General features: G+C 74.0%; 12 protein-coding genes and 1 pseudogene. 8 read left to right on the plus strand and 5 right to left on the minus strand.

Annotated elements, in window-relative coordinates; genetic code table 11:
- Positions 1-236, minus strand: a pseudogene (locus AB0F81_RS37870) (hypothetical protein); the annotation flags it as partial.
- Here AB0F81_RS37870 and AB0F81_RS37875 point away from each other — a divergent pair.
- Positions 235-807, plus strand: coding sequence for a hypothetical protein (locus AB0F81_RS37875; protein ID WP_360205653.1), 573 nt, complete (start codon positions 235-237; stop codon positions 805-807). The pseudogene AB0F81_RS37870 and the gene AB0F81_RS37875 overlap by 2 nt on opposite strands.
- Positions 808-1,100: 293 nt before the next feature.
- Here AB0F81_RS37875 and AB0F81_RS37880 read toward each other — a convergent pair whose 3' ends face one another.
- Together AB0F81_RS37880 and AB0F81_RS37885 are read right to left on the minus strand one after the other, a co-directional pair.
- Positions 1,101-1,232, minus strand: coding sequence for a hypothetical protein (locus AB0F81_RS37880; protein WP_360205655.1), 132 nt, complete (start codon positions 1,230-1,232; stop codon positions 1,101-1,103).
- 167 nt (positions 1,233-1,399) lie between these two features.
- A complete protein-coding gene (locus tag AB0F81_RS37885) occupies positions 1,400-4,075 on the minus strand; it encodes a LuxR C-terminal-related transcriptional regulator (RefSeq protein WP_360205658.1) in 2,676 nt (891 codons plus the stop codon).
- 102 nt (positions 4,076-4,177) lie between these two features.
- Between AB0F81_RS37885 and AB0F81_RS37890 the strand changes: the two genes are divergently transcribed.
- Both AB0F81_RS37890 and AB0F81_RS37895 read left to right on the plus strand, forming a co-directional pair.
- Positions 4,178-6,970 carry a BTAD domain-containing putative transcriptional regulator gene (locus AB0F81_RS37890; RefSeq protein WP_360205661.1) on the plus strand — a complete coding sequence of 931 codons (2,793 nt, stop codon included), beginning with the start codon at positions 4,178-4,180 and terminating at the stop codon, positions 6,968-6,970.
- Positions 6,971-7,028: 58 nt separating this feature from the next.
- Complete coding sequence (locus tag AB0F81_RS37895) at positions 7,029-7,619, plus strand: sigma factor-like helix-turn-helix DNA-binding protein (protein WP_360205664.1); 591 nt, start codon at positions 7,029-7,031, stop codon at positions 7,617-7,619.
- Positions 7,620-7,636: 17 nt separating this feature from the next.
- Here AB0F81_RS37895 and AB0F81_RS37900 read toward each other — a convergent pair whose 3' ends face one another.
- A complete protein-coding gene (locus tag AB0F81_RS37900) occupies positions 7,637-8,887 on the minus strand; it encodes a hypothetical protein (protein ID WP_360205667.1) in 1,251 nt (416 codons plus the stop codon).
- Between the two features lie 94 nt (positions 8,888-8,981).
- Between AB0F81_RS37900 and AB0F81_RS37905 the strand changes: the two genes are divergently transcribed.
- From AB0F81_RS37905 to AB0F81_RS37920, 4 genes are all read left to right on the plus strand, one after another.
- Positions 8,982-9,923, plus strand: a complete 942-nt coding sequence (locus AB0F81_RS37905; protein ID WP_360205669.1) for an alpha/beta hydrolase — start codon at positions 8,982-8,984, stop codon at positions 9,921-9,923.
- 62 nt (positions 9,924-9,985) lie between these two features.
- Positions 9,986-10,867 (plus strand): alpha/beta hydrolase, encoded by an 882-nt coding sequence (locus AB0F81_RS37910; RefSeq protein ID WP_360205672.1) that lies wholly within the window; start codon positions 9,986-9,988, stop codon positions 10,865-10,867.
- A 29-nt stretch (positions 10,868-10,896) separates the two neighbouring features.
- On the plus strand, positions 10,897-12,960 hold the full coding sequence (gene treS / locus AB0F81_RS37915; RefSeq protein ID WP_360205675.1) for a maltose alpha-D-glucosyltransferase: 2,064 nt from the start codon (positions 10,897-10,899) through the stop codon (positions 12,958-12,960).
- A gap of 108 nt (positions 12,961-13,068) precedes the next feature.
- Positions 13,069-13,731, plus strand: a complete 663-nt coding sequence (locus AB0F81_RS37920) for a Bax inhibitor-1 family protein (protein WP_360205678.1) — start codon at positions 13,069-13,071, stop codon at positions 13,729-13,731.
- Between the two features lie 47 nt (positions 13,732-13,778).
- Here the strand turns inward: AB0F81_RS37920 and AB0F81_RS37925 are convergent, their stop codons facing one another.
- Positions 13,779-15,173, minus strand: a complete 1,395-nt coding sequence (locus AB0F81_RS37925) for an aldehyde dehydrogenase family protein (protein WP_360205681.1) — start codon at positions 15,171-15,173, stop codon at positions 13,779-13,781.
- 195 nt (positions 15,174-15,368) lie between these two features.
- Between AB0F81_RS37925 and AB0F81_RS37930 the strand changes: the two genes are divergently transcribed.
- Complete coding sequence (locus AB0F81_RS37930) at positions 15,369-15,824, plus strand: hypothetical protein (protein ID WP_360205684.1); 456 nt, start codon at positions 15,369-15,371, stop codon at positions 15,822-15,824.
- Positions 15,825-15,871 lie beyond the last annotated feature (47 nt).

The following is a 15,871-nucleotide window of genomic DNA, read 5'->3' on the forward strand; positions in this document are numbered from 1 at the left end:
GGGTCGTCCGGGCCGGCGCCGAATTCCGGGATCCCCGGGTCGCTGTCCGGAGCGCCCGGGGCGCGGCCGGTGTCCGCCGCGCCGGTCAGCGGTGTCGCCTCCGTGCCGGCCGGACGCCCGGTCTCGCCGGCGCCGTCTCCCCGGTCCGGGCGTCTGGTCTCGTCCGCCTCGTCGGCGCCGCCGTCCGGGCGGGCCCGGACGAGCCGTCCGGCTCCGACCGGCCGCCCGGTGGGCATGTCACGCCGGAAACGACGCGTGCTGGCCGGCGCCGGACTCGCGCTCGCCGTGATGCTCGCCGCCGCCGGAGTCGCCTACGCCCAATACGACCGGGACAAGGGCGCTCAACAACTCACCGGCGCCGGAGCGAGCACTCCGCCGAGCGTTGCCGCCAGCGCGGGCCCGCCGGCCGACGAACAGTGCACCGACGAGATCCGCAGCAACCGCCGCTGGGTCTGCCTGACGTCCGCGGTCGTCGCCGACGGCAAACTCACCCTCGACTACGAGGTCGAATACGCCGGCTCCAAACCGAACGTCAACGGCGGCTACCACCTGCACATCTACGGCGGCGACGGCAAATATCCGCCGGACCACTCGATGGGCGGTCACGCCCCCAAGAACGACCAGGGCGAATGGTACGTGGAGGACAACCGCCCCTCGGTCGTCGGCACCGACGAGAGCCGTTTCACCCGAGCCATCGGCGACTCCACAAAGGTCTGCGCCCGGATCGCCCTGGCGGGCCACGGCCTGGTCGAGGACGAGAACTCCACCTACAAGACCGGAAACTGCGTACCCATCACCCGAGAGTGACCACCGCCCCAGCCACCGCCCGCCGGGCCTGTCCGATCAACGGTGAAACGCACCTGGCTGACCGTCCGCGTCGTCTCAGGCCGGCCGGAGCAACTCCCAGGCGCAGCCGGAGGAACCGGCTGACCGCCGGGGCTCTCTGAACGCGCTCGAAACAGCGCTGAGAGCCAGCCGTCCAAGATCGACGTGAACCGGCATGCGGAAGCCCAGGTTGAGGTGTGTGGCGGCCAGCCGGGCTGCCCGCCGCGCGCCCAGGGGGCGCTGCGGATTCGGTGGCCCGGCGGTCGACGGGCCTGCTACCAGGCCGGTGGCCGGGCGACCGGTGTCGCCCGCTTCGGATGCCGGCGCAGCCCGTCACCGGCATCGCGCTCCTCGCTCAGGACGCGTGCCACCGCGCTCTCCTCCGCGGCGCCCTTCTCCCCGCGCACCGCCGAAGCGGAAGCGGAATGTGATCCAGGCGTGAGTGTGATCGACATGGTTACCCCCGGAGTCTCGGCCGGAGCCGCCGCTCCGGACATCCTCGACTCTGGCCCGCGCCGTGCGAAACAGCGTCAGTCATGTGACTGCATGGCCGTCGCTGCCGGGATGGCCTGCGTCACTCCTGGTCGAGGCGGGCCATGAAGCCGGCGAGTTCCGCGCGCGTGCTGATGCCGACCTTCGGATAGATCCGGTAGAGGTGCGTGCCGACCGTTCGCGGCGACAGGAAGAGCCGCGCGGCGATCTCCCGGTTGGTCAGGCCTTCGGCGACCAGCCGGGCCACCTGGAGCTCCTGCGGGGTGAGCTGGTCGATGTTCTCGTCCTGGCGGCGGCGGGTCTCGCCGGAGGCGCGCAGTTCGCTGTTGGCCCGGTCCGCCCACGGCCGGGTGCCGAGGGCTTCCAGCGTGCCGGCCGCGTTGCGCAGCAGCGGGCGGGCCTGCGCGGGCCGTCGGCGGCGCAGCCAGGTGCCGTAGGTGAGCTGCAGCCGGGCCCGTTCGAACGGCCAGGCGGTCAGGTCGTGCGCCAGCGCGCCGGCCAGCGCCTCCTCGGCCTCCTCGTCCGCGGCCAGCAGCGCGCCGGCGCAGATCAGCGCGACGTCCAGATAGGGCGAGCGCATCACCGCGGCGACCGGCGCCAGATCTTCGATCCGGCGCCGCGCCACCTCCGGGCGCCCGCTGTGCATGGCGGCTTCGGCCAGGTGGGCGATCAGAAACACCCTGATGTACGGGTGAAACGCCACGTCCGCCGTGTCGAAGACGGTGTCGAGGATGTCGACCGCCTCCGAGTACCGCCCGTCGGCGAGCGCGTCGATGCCCTGCGCGGTGCGCGCCTGCGCCAGCATGGTGTGCGCGCCGATCGACAGCAGCGCCTGTTCGCCCTGCTCGGCGAGGGTGCGGGCCATCTCGCCGTTGCCGCGCAGCGCCTCGGCCTGGGCGCGGACCAGGATCGCCGACATCACGTACTGGCGCTGCTGGGTGTCGGTGGCGAGCACCTGGGCCTCGGCGGCGGCGGTGAGCGCCAGCACGGTGTCGCCCAGCTGGGCGGCCGTCCACGCCTGGTTGATCAGGCTCTGTGCCAGCCAGGTGACCAGGCGTTCCTCCCGCAGCACGGCGACGGCCGACGCGGCGAACGTGGTGGCCTCCTTGAGCGCGCCGACCCCGCTGGCCGACGTGCCGAGCATGTAGAGGTGATGTGCGTCGAGGTCGGCGCGCCCGACCAGGGCGCGCATGCGCTCGACCGCGACGGCGCCCCGTTCGATCGGCGCGATCATCCCGAGCGCGGCGGTGTGGAGCGCCTGGTGGGCGTCGTCCACGTCGAGCCGTTCCAGCACCTCGACGGCCGTAGCGCGCAGCCCCGGGTCCGGGTTGGACCAGTAGAACCGGGGGGAGATCTGGCCGAACAGGCTGAGGGCGTGCTCGTGGTTGCCCGCCTGCCGCAGCTGTTCGGCGAGGTCGATGTAACCGGGCAGCCGCATGGCTCCGGTCCAGCCGGTGTCCGCGATCCATTCCCGGGCCAGGCCGAGCCGGATCCGGGCGGCCGTCGGCAGGTCCTGCGGTTCGATGTCGGCGAGCAGCCGCACCGCGGTCCGCGAGTCACCGTTGTCCATCGCGGTGATCGCCGCGTTCGCCAGCCGGGTCGCGCGCTGCGCGGGTGCGGCGGTCAGGCGGCCGGCGTGTTCCCAGAGCTGCGCCGCGGTCAGGGACGGCCGCATCCGCCCGGCGAGGCCGGCCAGCTCGTCGGCGAGCTGCTCGTCGATCGAGGTGGAGGCCAGCGCCCGGTGCCAGAGGACGCGGTCCGGGTCGACCGCCACCTCGGCGAGCGCCGCATGGCCGCGCTGGCGCTGGGCGAGCGTCGCCGACTGCCGCACCGCGGACCGCACGAGGGGGTGCCGGAACCGCAGCCGGTAGCCGCTGCCGGCGGTGGTGGCGAGCAGCCCGGCGGCGATCGCCGGGTCCACATCGGCCACCGTGACCGGGGCCCCGGCCAGCGTCGTGGCGGCGCCGAGGATCTCGGCCAGCGCGTCGTGCTCGTCCAGCGCGGCCACCAGCAGCACGGCGCGGGTCGGCGCCGGCAGTTCGACCACGGCGGCGGAGAAGGCCCGCTCCAGCCGGGTGGTCAGCGGCAGGGCGGCCGGTGGCAGCCCGTCGTCGCCGGCCCGGGCGACCGTGGCGAGTTCCAGCAGGCCGAGCGGGTTGCCGGCGGCTTCGGCGAGGACCCGCTCGCGGAGCCGGACGGACAGGTCCGGCGCGTGCGCGCTCAGCATCGCCGACGAGTCGGCCTCGGTGAGCGGTTCGAGCCGCAGCTCGGTGAGGCCCCGCCCGGCCAGCCGGGCATCCGCCTCCTCGCCGTCGCGCATCGTCATCAGGATGAGCACCGGGTCGGCGGTGACCCGGCGGGCGATGAACGCCAGCGCCTCCCAGCTCGGCCCGTCCAGCCATTGCGCGTCGTCGATCAACAGGAGCAGCGGGCGCGCGGCGGCGGTCTCGGCGAGTTTGGCGAGCAGCGGCACCGAGATCTGGAACACGTCACCATGGGGCCCGGCCAGCCCGGGATCGCCGAGCGCGGTGGCCAGCGTGTGCAGGGCGGCGAACGGGATCCGGAACTCGGCCTGCACGCCTTCCAGGTGGATCACCCGCATCCCCGCGGCGTCCGCCTCGGCGGCTTTGAGCAGCGCGGACTTGCCGATTCCGGCGCCGCCGCGGAAGACCAGCGTCCCGCCGCGCTCCGGCGCCTTACCGATCATCTCCCGGATGGCGGTCAGCTCGGCCGCCCGGCCCCACAGGATGTTCGCCACCGGCGCCAGCCTACGGAGTCGCCCCGCCCTCGCCGGCGAGAAGTAATCTCGATCACCGGGAGCGTTTCCGTTTTCCTGGCCCGGCGCGGGTTTACTGAGCTCATGGCGGTGCGGTTCACGATCCTGGGTCCGGTGCGGGCGTGGCGCGGCGACACCGAACTCGATCTCGGCGGCCGCCAGCAACGTCTCGTCCTGGCCCTGCTGCTGGCCCGCGCCGGCACCGTGGTCGGCCTCAGCGAGCTGGTCGACCTCGTCTGGGAGGACGATCCGCCGGCCAGCGCGGTGAACGTGGTGCACCGCTACATCGGCACGCTGCGCCGGCTGATCGAGCCGGACCTGCCGGTGCGGGCGGTCGGCGACCACCTGATCCGGCACGCCGCCGGCTACCAGCTCAGGGTCAGCGCGGACGATCTCGACCTGCTGCGGTTCCGCCGGCTGGTCGCGCGGGCCCGGTCGGCCCCGGACCCGGCGGCCGCGGTGCCGGTGTGGACCGAGGCCCTGGCCCTGTGGGACGGGCCGTGCGCGGCGGGGCTGGAGCCTGTCGTGCGTACCCATCCGACGTTCGTGGCGATCGAGGCCGAGCGTTCGCAGGCGCTGCGGGACGCCGCGGACGCGGCGTTGCGCGCCGGGCAGGTGCGTGCCGTCATTCCGGTGCTGCGGCAGGCGGTCGGCTGGTTCCCGCTGGACGAGCCGTTGCAGGCCCGGCTGGTCACCGCGCTGGCGGCCGACGGCCGGCAGGCCGAGGCGGTCGACGCCTACCAGGAGGTGCGGGCCCGGCTCGCCGGTGAGCTCGGCATCGAGCCCGGCCCGGAGCTGGCCGAGGCCTACGACCGGCTGCTGCACCGGAACGACGAGCCGGCCCAGCCGGCCGCGGCCCCGGCGCCGATCGGCGTGGACGCGCCGCCGGTGCCGGTGCAGCTGCCGCCGGACCATCCGTTCTTCAGCGGCCGCGACGACGTGCTGGCGCGGGCCGAGGGGCTGATCGAGGCGAGCCGCCGGCGGGGGCGCGCGGCGGTGGTGCTGGCCGTGGACGGCATGCCCGGCGTCGGCAAGACCACCCTCGCGGTGCACCTCGGGCACCGGGTGGCCGGGGCGTACCCGGACGGGCAGCTCTTCGCCGACCTGCGCGGTTTCGCCGCCCAGGGTGCGGTGATGAGCCCGGACGAGGCGCTGCGCGGTTTCCTCGGTTCGCTCGGGGTGCCGCCGGAGTCGCTGCCCGGCGAGCTGCACGCGCTGGCCGGCCTCTACCGCAGCATGCTGTCCGGCCGCCGGGTGCTGGTGGTGCTGGACAACGCCCGCGACTACGAGCAGGTCCGGCACCTGCTGCCGGCGGACGCCGGGAGCCTGGCGATCGTCACCAGCCGGATCCGGATGACCAGCCTGATCACGGCCGGCGGCGCGCACCCGGTCCCGCTGGGCCTGCCGGCGCGCGAGGAGCTGCGGGCGAGCCTGGTCAGCCGGCTCGGCGCGCGGCGGGTGGCGGCCGAGCCCGCCGCGGTCGACGAGATCATCGACCGGTGCGGGCGGCTGCCGCTGGCGTTCGCCGTGGTCACGGCCCGGGCGGTGATCCTGCCGGACACGCCGCTGTCCGGGATCGCCGGTGAGCTGGCCGCGGCCGGCGCCGGGCTGGACGGTTTCGGACCGGACGCCGGCACCGATCTGGCAGCGGTCTTCTCCTGGTCCTACCGGGCGCTGTCGCCGGCGGCGGCCCGCCTGTTCCGGCTGCTGCCGTCGCATCCCGGCCCGGATCTGACCACGCCCGCGGCTACCAGCCTGGCCGGTACGGATCAGCGCACCGCCGGCGCCCTGCTGGCCGAGCTGGCCACCTTCATGCTCGTCCAGGTGCGGGCCGGCCGGCATCAGATGCACGACCTGCTGCGGGCGTACGCGGCGGACCTCAGCGACCAGCACGACAGCCCGGAGGAGCGCCGCGCCGCCGTGGACCGGGTGCTCGACCACTATCGGTGCGGCGCCTACGCGGGCCACCAGCTCCTGGGCGCCGCCCTGCTCGCACCCCGCCCGCCGGAGCCCGCCCCCGGCGTGGTGGTGCCGGCGTTCCCCACCGCCGCGGAGGCGATGGCCTGGTTCGAGGCCGAGTGGCGGGTGCTGACCGCGATCGTCGAGCACGGCCCGCCCGAGGTGGCCTGGCACGTGGCCCTGACCATGCAGAACTACCTGCATTTCACCGGCCGCCTGCCGGTCTGGGCGGCGACCATGCGGACCGGGCTGGCCGCCGCCGAGGCCGCCGGCGCCCTCGACGGGCAGGCGCACCTGCATCGCAGCCTGGCCGGCGCGCTGGCCGTCTCCGGCCGGGAGGATCTCGCGGTCCGGCACCTGACCCGGGCCGGTGAGCTGTTCGAGCGGATCGGCGACCGCTCCGGCGCCGCGATGGTCGAGCTGAACTGGGCCTATGTGCGGGCCGAGCGGGAGGAGCACGAGGCGGCGGTCCGGCACAGCGAACGGGCCCTGGAGGTCTTCCGGGCCACCGGGAACCGGCCGAATCTGGCGCGGGCGCTGCGTACCCTGGCCGGCAGCACGGCCCGGCTCGGCCGCCACGACGAGGCCCTGGACCTGCTGCGCGAGACGCTGGAGCTGTCCCGGGAGATCGGCGACGTGCTCGGCGCCGGACACTGCCTGGAGGTGATCGGGAGCATCCACCGCCAGCTGGGCCGGCCGGCGGAGGCGATCGCCGAGCTCACCGAGGCGGTCGAGACCTATCGGCAGGCGGGCAGCCGCTCCGCGCTCGCCGAGGCGCTGCTCGACCTGGGCGACCTCTGCGAGGAGACGGGCCGGCCGGAGCAGGCCCGCGAGCACTGGCGCGCGGCGCTGGAGACGCTGGGGGACCCGGCCGGCAAGCTCGCCGAGCAGCTGCTCGACCGGCTCGGCGCCGAGTGACGGCGGCCGTCACTTCTTCGGCACTGGACCCGCACTGGACGTTCCTAGCGTCCGGGGCATGCGAGTTATCACGACCGACGACGGCCTTCGCGACTTCCTCGGCGTTCGCGACCGGCTGCTGCGCATCGCCCGCGGGATCGCCGGGCCGGACGCCGAGGACGTCGTGCAGGAGGCCTGGCTGCGCTGGAACGGCACCGACCGCAGCGTGGTCCGGGACGCGCCGGCGTTCCTGAGCCGGACGACGACCCGGCTGTCCATCACCCGGATCCAGAGCGCCTACAGCCGGCACCAGAGCGCGGTCGGGCTGTGGCCGGTCGAGTCCGGCCCGACCGCCGACGACCCGGCGGCGCTGGTGGTCGAGGCCGAGCAGGTGCGGGCCGCGATCGCGCTGCTGGTCTCCTGCCTGGCGCCCCGGGAACGGGTGGCCTATCTGCTGCGGGAGGCGTTCGCGCTGCCGCACCGGCAGATCGCGGGCCTGCTCGGGATCACCGAGGCGCACGCCCGCCAGCTGATCCGCCGGGCGCGGGTGCGCCTCGAGGCCGAGGCGGGGGAGCGGGTGGCGCCGGACGAGCACCTCGGGCTGCTCACCGCGTTCGCGGAGGTTTCCCGTACCGGTGATCCGGCTGCCCTGGTGGGACTGGCCGCCTGACGGCGTACCCGAAGAGCCTAGCGCCGTACCCGGAGAATCGTGTCGTTGGCAAGGCGGCGCAGCCGGCGAGGATGCAGCGGTTCGCGCGGCGCGGCGAATGCCGCGCGGGTGAGGGCGAAGACGCGGGAGAGCAGGCCGTGCCCGGCGAGCCCCAGCTCGCCGTCGGCGGCGAGGTCCCAGCGGGCGTCGCGCGCCCGGCCCAGGACGAACCGGCCGAGGTACGCGGTGAGCAGCTCCACCGTCTCCCGGTGCCAGGGGTCGAAGGGTGCCCGGCCGGCCTCGATGTCGTGCCGGGTGTGCGCGCCGTAGAAGGACGCCGGCAGCGCGGGCGCCGCGCCGGCGAGAGCGTCCCGGAACAGCTCGGGGGAGTCCCGCAGCCGGCCCCAGAGCTGGTCGAGGGAGCGCCGGGTGCCGCCCAGGCGCAGCCCGCTCAGCTCGCGCAGCCGGCTGATCCGCTCGGCCGTGCCGGCCTGCCAGGCGGCCAGCACCGCCTCCTCGCCCACGGTCAGGTGCGGGTGGGTTCCGGTGCTCAGCGGCGGCACACCGAACTCGGCGACCAGCCGCAGCACGTGCGGGCGCTGCCGCGGCTGACAGCGCTCGAAGACGCGCTGGTAGATCTCGCGGGCCTCGCCGAGCCGGCCGCGCGACGCCAGGACGTGGGCGTGCAGCAGGCTCTCGTCCCGCTGCCGCCGGAACCGGTCGAGCAGCGCGTCCACCGAGGGCAGCGCCTCCAGGGCGGGCAGCACCTGACCGGTGATGATCGCGCCGAGGGCGGCGTCGTCCCCGAAGCCGATCGCCTCGTGCGCGACGGTGAAGTCCTCCCGTTCCGGCAGGCTCAGCCGCAGGCCTGCTCTGATCAGGACGGACTCCCGGCGCAGGTCCTGATCCAGGGTGATCACCTGGGTGAGTTCGGCGTCGCGGACCCGGGTCAGTTCCCAGCCGTCGCGCCGGTGACCGGGGGCGAGACCGGCGACCGTCTCGGCGGCCCGGTCCATCGCGTCCATCCAGGGGCGCCGCTCGCCGATCGCCCGCGACCACCAGCGGTCCACCGCGGCGGTCAGCCGGGCGACCGGTACGCCGGGCGCGGTGATCAGCAGGACGTCCCAGTCGGCGGACTCGACGGCGGTCACCCCGGGCCACGCCGCGACGACGCCGGCCACCTCGGCCACCAGGTCCGCGCGGTCCGAGGCCAGGATCTCGTCGAATGCCAGCACGTGCGTCTCGTCCGCGCCCGGCCCGGCCTCGGTGACGCTCCACCGGTCATCCACGCCGGTCATTATCTGGCGCTGTCACTTCGGTGTCACTGGATTCGCACTGCGCGAACCTAGCGTCGGCTCCGTTCCCCAGGATTGGAGCCAGGAGATGTCCGAGATTGTTCTGGAACCGGCGGCGCAGGAGTTCGCCGAGGCGGCCGGGAAGCCGCCGTACCTCCACCAGCTGACGCCGGTCGAGGCCCGCAAGGTCCTCGACGGGGTGCAGGCCGGTGTCACCGGCCTCCCGGAGGTCGACGAGAAGTGGATCACCGTGGCAGCGCCGGTGGGTGACGTCCGGGTCCGCATCGTCAAGCCGGCCGGCGCGACCGGCCCGCTGCCGGCCGTGCTCTACATCCACGGCGGCGGCTGGGTGCTCGGCAACGCCGGCACCCACGACCGGCTGGTCCGGACGCTGGCCGTCGGCACCGGCGCCGCGATCGTGTTCGTCGAGTACACCCCGTCGCCGGAGGCGCGCTACCCGATCGCGATCGAGCAGGCGTACGCCACCGCGCAGTGGATCACCAAGGAGGGCGCGTCCGAGGGGCTGGACCCGTCGCGGATCGCGGTCGCCGGTGACTCGGTCGGCGGCAACATGACCGCCGCGGTGACCCTGCTCGCCAAGCAGCGCGGCGACGTGACCTTCAAGCACCAGTCGATGTACTACCCGGTCACCGACGCCGGGATGGACACCGGCAGCTACCGCCAGTTCGCCGAGGGCTATCACCTGCGGGCCGACGGCATGGCCTGGTTCTGGGACAACTACGCCCCGGACACCGCGGTCCGGTCCGAGATCACCGCGTCGCCGCTGCGCGCCACGCTGGAGGACCTGCGCGGGCTGCCGCCCGCGCTGCTGATCGTCGACGAGGCGGACGTGCTGCGCGACGAGGGCGAGGCGTACGCGGCGAAGCTGCGCGCGGCCGGCGTGCCGATCACCACGGTCCGGTACGACGGCACGATCCACGACTTCATGATGCTCAACCCGCTGAAGGACACCCGCGCGTCCAAGGCGGCCACCGCCCAGGCCATCGCGGCCATCCGCTACGCGCTCTGACCGGTCATGCCCGCCGCCGCCCCGGGCGGCGGCGGGCGGCGCCCGCCAGGAAAGGACGCTCCATGCCCGGATTCGACGGGTACGAACTGGACCTGATCACCGTCGGCGAGCAGACCCTGCGCGTACGGTACGGCGGTTCCGGCCCGCCGCTGCTGTTGCTGCACGGATATCCGCAGACGCACCTGTGCTGGCGGGCGGTCGCCGCCGACCTGGCCCGCGACTTCACCGTGATCGCCCCGGACCTGCGCGGCTACGGCGGCAGCGGCAAACCGCCGGCCGACGCGGAACACCACGCCTACAGCAAGCGGGCGATGGCGGCCGACGTGCTCGCCCTGATGGCGCATCTCGGTCACGACCGGTTCGACGTGGCCGGCCACGACCGGGGTGGCCGGGTCGGCTACCGGCTGGCGCTGGACAGCCCGCAGGCGGTCCGCCGGCTGACCGTGCTGGACATCGTGCCGACCGGCGAGGTGTGGGCCCGCGCCGACGACCGGTTCGCGCTGACCTACTGGCACTGGACGCTGCTCGCCCAGCCGTACCCGGTGCCGGAGATCATGATCGCCCGGGATCCGGACTGGTTCTTCTTCGACATCCAGTTCGGCGGCGCGCTGCGCGACCGGGACGAGGCGACGTTCGCCGAGTACTCCCGGGCGGTGAGCGACCCGGCGGTGATCACCGCGATCTGCGAGGACTACCGGGCCGGCGCCACCACCGACCGGGCCGCCGACGACGCGGACCGCGCGGCCGGGCGCCGGATCACCTGTCCGGTGCAGGTGCTGTGGAGCGCGAAGGGCCCGGTCGGCGCCTGGTACGACCCGCTCGCCGTCTGGCGGGAGTGGGCGGACGACGTGACCGGCGCGGGCCTCGACGGCGGCCACTTCCTGCCCGAGGACAACCCGGCGCAGACCCTGGAGGCACTGCGCCGCTTCCACTCGGGGCGTTGAGGCCGACGTTTCCGGGTAGCAGACAGGACATGAGCGACCCCGACGACTCCGGCTACATTCGCTGGCTGCGGGACCGGTCCATGCTGGCGCACGCCGAGCGCATCGCGGGGCAGTTCTCCGGGATCGGCCGGGTGTGGCAGAGCCCGTTCGCCAACCCGAACCCGGCGTCGGCGGCGGCCACGGCCTCGGTGTGGTTCACCGCGTACCCGGTCTCGATGATCACCAAGCCGGGGCACTCGTTCCTCGGCACCCTCGCCGACGACGAGCTGTGGCGGGCGTTCCAGACGATCGGCATCGGCGCCGTGCACACCGGCCCGCTCAAGCGGGCCGGTGGCATCTTCGGCCGGGAGCCGACGCCCAGCGTGGACGGTTACTTCGACCGGATCAGCACCGAGATCGACGGGGTGTTCGGCACCGAGCACGAGTTCCGGCGGATGTGCGAGGTGGCGGCCGCGCACGGCGGCATCGTGATCGACGACATCGTGCCGGGGCACACCGGCAAGGGCCCGGACTTCCGGCTCGCCGAGATGAAGGTCGGCGACTACCCGGGCATCTATCACATGGTGGAGATCCCGGAGGCGGACTGGCCGCTGCTGCCCGACGTCCCGGACGGCCGTGACTCGGTCAACCTGGGCGCCGAGGCGGAGGCGCGGCTGGCCGAGCGCGGGCACATCGTCGGCCGGCTGCAACGGGTGATCTTCCACGAGCCCGGGGTCAAGGACACCAACTGGAGCGCGACCGCGCCGGTCACCGGGCCGGACGGGGTGCGGCGCCGCTGGGTCTACCTGCACTACTTCAAGGACGGCCAGCCGTCGATCAACTGGCTGGACCCGACGTTCGCCGGGATGCGGCTGGTCATCGGCGACGCGCTGCACTCACTGAGCACACTCGGCGCCGGGGCGCTGCGGCTGGACGCCAACGGGTTTCTCGGCGTGGAGAAGAGCGCCACCCCGGGCGCGCCGGCCTGGTCCGAGGGGCACCCGCTGTCCGAGGCGGTCAACCAGCTGGTGGCCGGCATGGTGCGCAAGGTCGGCGGGTTCACCTTCCAGGAACTGAACCTCTCCATCGACGACATGGCGCGCACCTCGGACCGCGGCGCCGACCTCACCTACGACTTCGTCAACCGGCCGGCCTACGCGCACGCGCTGGCCACCGGCGACACCGAGTTCCTGCGGCTGACGCTCACCACGGCCCTGCGGGCCGGCCTGCAGCCGATGCGGTTGGTGCACGCCCTGCAGAATCACGACGAGATGACGTACGAGCTGGTGCACTTCACCAGCGCACACGCGGGTGAGTGCTTCCCGTTCCGCGGCGCCGAGCTGTCCGGTGCGGAACTCGCCGCCACCGTGCGTGGCGAGCTGATCGACCGGCTCACCGGTCCGCGGGCGCCGTACAACAGCACGTTCACCACCAACGGGATCGCCTCCACGATCGCCACCGTCATCACCGCGTCGCTCGGCATCGCCGACATCACCAACCTCAGCCCGGAACAGATCGCCCGGGTCCGGCGGGCGCACCTGCTGCTGGCGATGTTCAACGCGTGGCAGCCCGGGGTGTTCGCGCTGTCCGGATGGGACCTGTGCGGCATGCTGACGCTGCACCGCTCGCAGGTCGCCGAGCTGACCCGGACCGGGGACACCCGCTGGCTGCACCGGGCCGCCTACGACCTGATGGATTACCGCCCCGACGCCACCGAGTCGCCGTCGCGGATCCCGCGCGGCCGCAGCCTCTACGGCTCCGTGCCGCAGCAGCTGGGCGATCCCGGCTCGTTCGTGACCGGGCTGCGGGCGATCCTGCGGCTGCGCACCGAGAGCGGCATCGCCACCGCCGTCCAGGCCGACGTGCCGGCCGGCTCGGATCCGGCGCTGCTGGCGATGGTCCACCGGCTCGACGGCGGGCGCACCCAGGTGACCGTGCTGAACTTCGCCGAGCGGCCGGCGTCCGGGTGCTTCACGTCGGCGCACCTGCCGGCCGGCGCCGCGGTCCGGGACATGTTCACCGGCGCCGTGCTCGGCGAGGTCGGCGCCGGGCAGGTCCTGACCGTGTCGCTCGGGCCGCACGAGGGCCGCTCGCTGGAGCTGACGGCCGGCTAGGGCCAGTGCCCGAGGGGTGGGGACCAGGGATTTCCACTGGCGCAGCCGGGCCGCGTGCCGGCGCAGGGTCGAGGGAGACCTGATCACCTCGAGCACAGGGGACCCTCGATGGACAACTCATTCGCGTACCGCCCGGCCGGACTGGCGGTCCGCGACCGCAGCCAGACCCTGTTCGCGCAGACGATGGGCTACGTCGCGGCGACCACCGGACTGTTCGCCCTCGGCGCGTACCTGGGCCGTGACCTGTCCGGCGGCGCCGGTCTCGTCGCCTACCTGGCGGCGTTCGCCGTGCTGATCGGCATGCAGTTCGCCGTCCGCCGCTCGCGGGAGCTGACGGTCGGGCTGCTCGCGGCCTTCGGGGTGCTGATCGGGCTGGCGGTCGCGCCGACGCTGGCCGTCTACGCCGGCACCGACCCGCAGGCGCTGTGGCAGGCCGGCGGCGCCACCGCGCTGTTCGTCGCCGGCTTCGGCGCGGCCGGGTACGCCACCCGCCGCGACCTGACCGCGCTGGCCCGGATCTGCTTCTGGGCGCTGGTCGCGCTGATCGGGTTCAGCATCGTGCTGATCTTCGTGAACGTCCCGAACGGCGCGCTGATCTACTCGGTGCTCGGCCTGATCATCTTCGCCGGTTTCATCGCGATCGACTTCCAGCGGCTGCGCCGCTCGTCCGAGGTGGAGTCGGCCCCGCTGCTGGCGGCGTCGATCTTCCTGGACATCCTGAACGTCTTCCTGTTCTTCCTGCAGATCTTCCGCGGCGGCAGCGACCGCTGACCGAGCTTCCCGGCCCCGGCCCGCACGGGCCGGGGCAGCTTGCCGTCTCAGGCGGCCCGGGTGAGCGTCTGGTGCGCGGTGTACTCGGTCAGGCCGGCCGGGCCGCCGCTGCGGAAACCGCCGAACGGGACCGGGGCGCCGTTGATCGTCACGGTCGCGGTGCGCAGCCGCCGGGCGACGTCCGTCGCGTGCTGCTCGTCGGCCGACCAGACACCGGCGGAGAACCCGGGCACCGAGTCGTTGGCGATGCGGACGAGGTCGTGCTCGTCCTCGTACGCGAGAACCGTCAGGATCGGCCCGCAGACCCCCTCGCGGACCAGGCGCATCCGGTGGTCGGCGTCGGCGAAGAGGGTGGGCGCGACGTAGTTGCCCCTGTCCAGCCCGTCCGGGACGTGCGAGCCCCCGACCAGCACCCGGGCACCCTCGCTCGTCCCCAGGTCGATGTGGTCGCGGACGCGCTGCTGCAGGTCGGGCCGGGGCATCGGGCCGACCACGGTCCGCTCGTCCAGGGGGTCGCCGACCGGCAGCGACTCGACCATGCCGGCGAGCGCGGCGAGCGACTCGGCGTAGCGGCGGCGGGGAACCAGCACCCGGGTCTGCGCCGCGCCGGCGGCCAGCGCACGAACCGCCTCGGCGAGGTCGGCGTCGGGCAGCAGAGCCGTGGTGAGGCCGCCGGCCGGCTCCAGGCTGACCCGCTTGCCACGCTCGACGGCGAGGGCGGCGACGCGCCGGCCGACCCGGGCCGAGCCGGTGAACGCGACCTGGTCGACGTCCGGGTGCCGGACCAGATATTCGCTGGTGGCCCGGCCGGCCGGCAGCACGCTGACCACCCCCTCCGGCACCCCGGCCTCGGTCAGCAGGCCGGCCAGCAGGTTCATGCTCAGCGAGCTCTCCGGGGCGACCTTGAGCACGACGGTGTTGCCGGTCAGCAGTGCCGGGACGAGCCGGGCCAGCGCCGCCGGGAAGGGGGAATGCCACGAGGTGATCGCGGCGACCACCCCGACCGGGGTGTGCCGGTCCACCGAGCGGGAGGCGGAGTGCTCCCAGTCGTACGTCTCGGCGGCCTGCAGGAACGAGGCCGCCTGCCGGCCGAGTTCGACCTGGCCGCGCCGGGTGGAGCGCAGGGCGGCGCCGCTCTCCGCCGCGGTGAGCCGGGCGATCTCCTCGGCCCGGTCCTCGCGCAGCGCGGTGAGCCGGCGCACGATCGCGATCCGTGCCGCCGGGGGCGTGTGCGGCCACGGCCCGTCGTCGAAGGCAGCCCGCGCGGTCGCGACGGCCTCGTCGATCTCGCCGGGCAGCGCCTGCGCGGCCCGGCCGAGCACCGTCTGGTCGTGCGGCGACGCGACGGCGAACAGTCGCGGGTTCGACGGCCGGGCCCAGGTGCCGCCGATGAAGAGCTTGTCGTTGGTGATCATTTCGTCCTCCGGCTCGATCGGTTGCATCGACGATCGCGAGGGCGTGGCCGGATTCGCGCCAGGGAGTAGCACCGGACCGGGCACCCCGGTGTCGCCGGTCGCACCAGGGGCCGCCAGGGACCCGCACCGGCGCTACCAGGGTGTTGCACGGGCTCGACCGGGTGCTTGCGGCGGGCAGCCTGTAGAGGCAGTCAACCGGGACTTCACCAGGGGAGAGACCTCATGTCCACGATCCATTTCGTCGAGACGACCACCGCCACGCCCGAGCAGTTCCTCTCCGGGCTCACCGACTTCGGGCCGGGCCGCTCGCAGCTGTTCGGCAACAGCGCCGACGAGTTCCTGAAGGTGCACGGGCAGGGCCCGGACTGGGCCGACGTCACCGAGGGATCGGGCGGGATCTGGGAGCGGCTGCGTTACGACTGGTCGGACCCGCGCCGGGTGGTCATGACGACCACCGACTCGAACATCTGGGGCGGGCGGTCGGGGCACACGTACACGCTGACGCCGCAGCCGGACGGGACCACCCTGCTGGACGTGGTGGTGGTGCGCGAGGGCAAGAACCTCAAGGGCCGCGTGACCGGTGCGCTGCTCGGTTCGGTCGGCAAGGGCGTGCTGGGCAAGGCGCTGAAGAACACCGTCAAGGCCATCGAGGCCCGCAACAACGCGCGGGCCCGCTGACGGACCGCCTCGGTGCGGACCGGGTGGCCGCACACCGATGGACAGCG

Origin of the sequence: Actinoplanes sp. NPDC024001 (assembly GCF_040638955.1) — a bacterium.
Lineage (GTDB): Bacteria > Actinomycetota > Actinomycetes > Mycobacteriales > Micromonosporaceae > Actinoplanes.

What these genes read in the sequence shown, in the direction of transcription:
- AB0F81_RS37905 (WP_360205669.1), top strand. Translation starts at nt 8,982, where the DNA reads ATGTCCGAGATTGTTCTGGAACCGGCGGCGCAGGAGTTCGCCGAGGCG.
- AB0F81_RS37925 (WP_360205681.1), bottom strand. Translation starts at nt 15,173, where the DNA reads ATGCAACCGATCGAGCCGGAGGACGAAATGATCACCAACGACAAGCTC.
- AB0F81_RS37910 (WP_360205672.1), top strand. Translation starts at nt 9,986, where the DNA reads ATGCCCGGATTCGACGGGTACGAACTGGACCTGATCACCGTCGGCGAG.
- AB0F81_RS37920 (WP_360205678.1), top strand. Translation starts at nt 13,069, where the DNA reads ATGGACAACTCATTCGCGTACCGCCCGGCCGGACTGGCGGTCCGCGAC.
- treS (WP_360205675.1), top strand. Translation starts at nt 10,897, where the DNA reads ATGAGCGACCCCGACGACTCCGGCTACATTCGCTGGCTGCGGGACCGG.
- AB0F81_RS37875 (WP_360205653.1), top strand. Translation starts at nt 235, where the DNA reads ATGTCACGCCGGAAACGACGCGTGCTGGCCGGCGCCGGACTCGCGCTC.
- AB0F81_RS37930 (WP_360205684.1), top strand. Translation starts at nt 15,369, where the DNA reads ATGTCCACGATCCATTTCGTCGAGACGACCACCGCCACGCCCGAGCAG.
- AB0F81_RS37890 (WP_360205661.1), top strand. Translation starts at nt 4,178, where the DNA reads ATGGCGGTGCGGTTCACGATCCTGGGTCCGGTGCGGGCGTGGCGCGGC.
- AB0F81_RS37895 (WP_360205664.1), top strand. Translation starts at nt 7,029, where the DNA reads ATGCGAGTTATCACGACCGACGACGGCCTTCGCGACTTCCTCGGCGTT.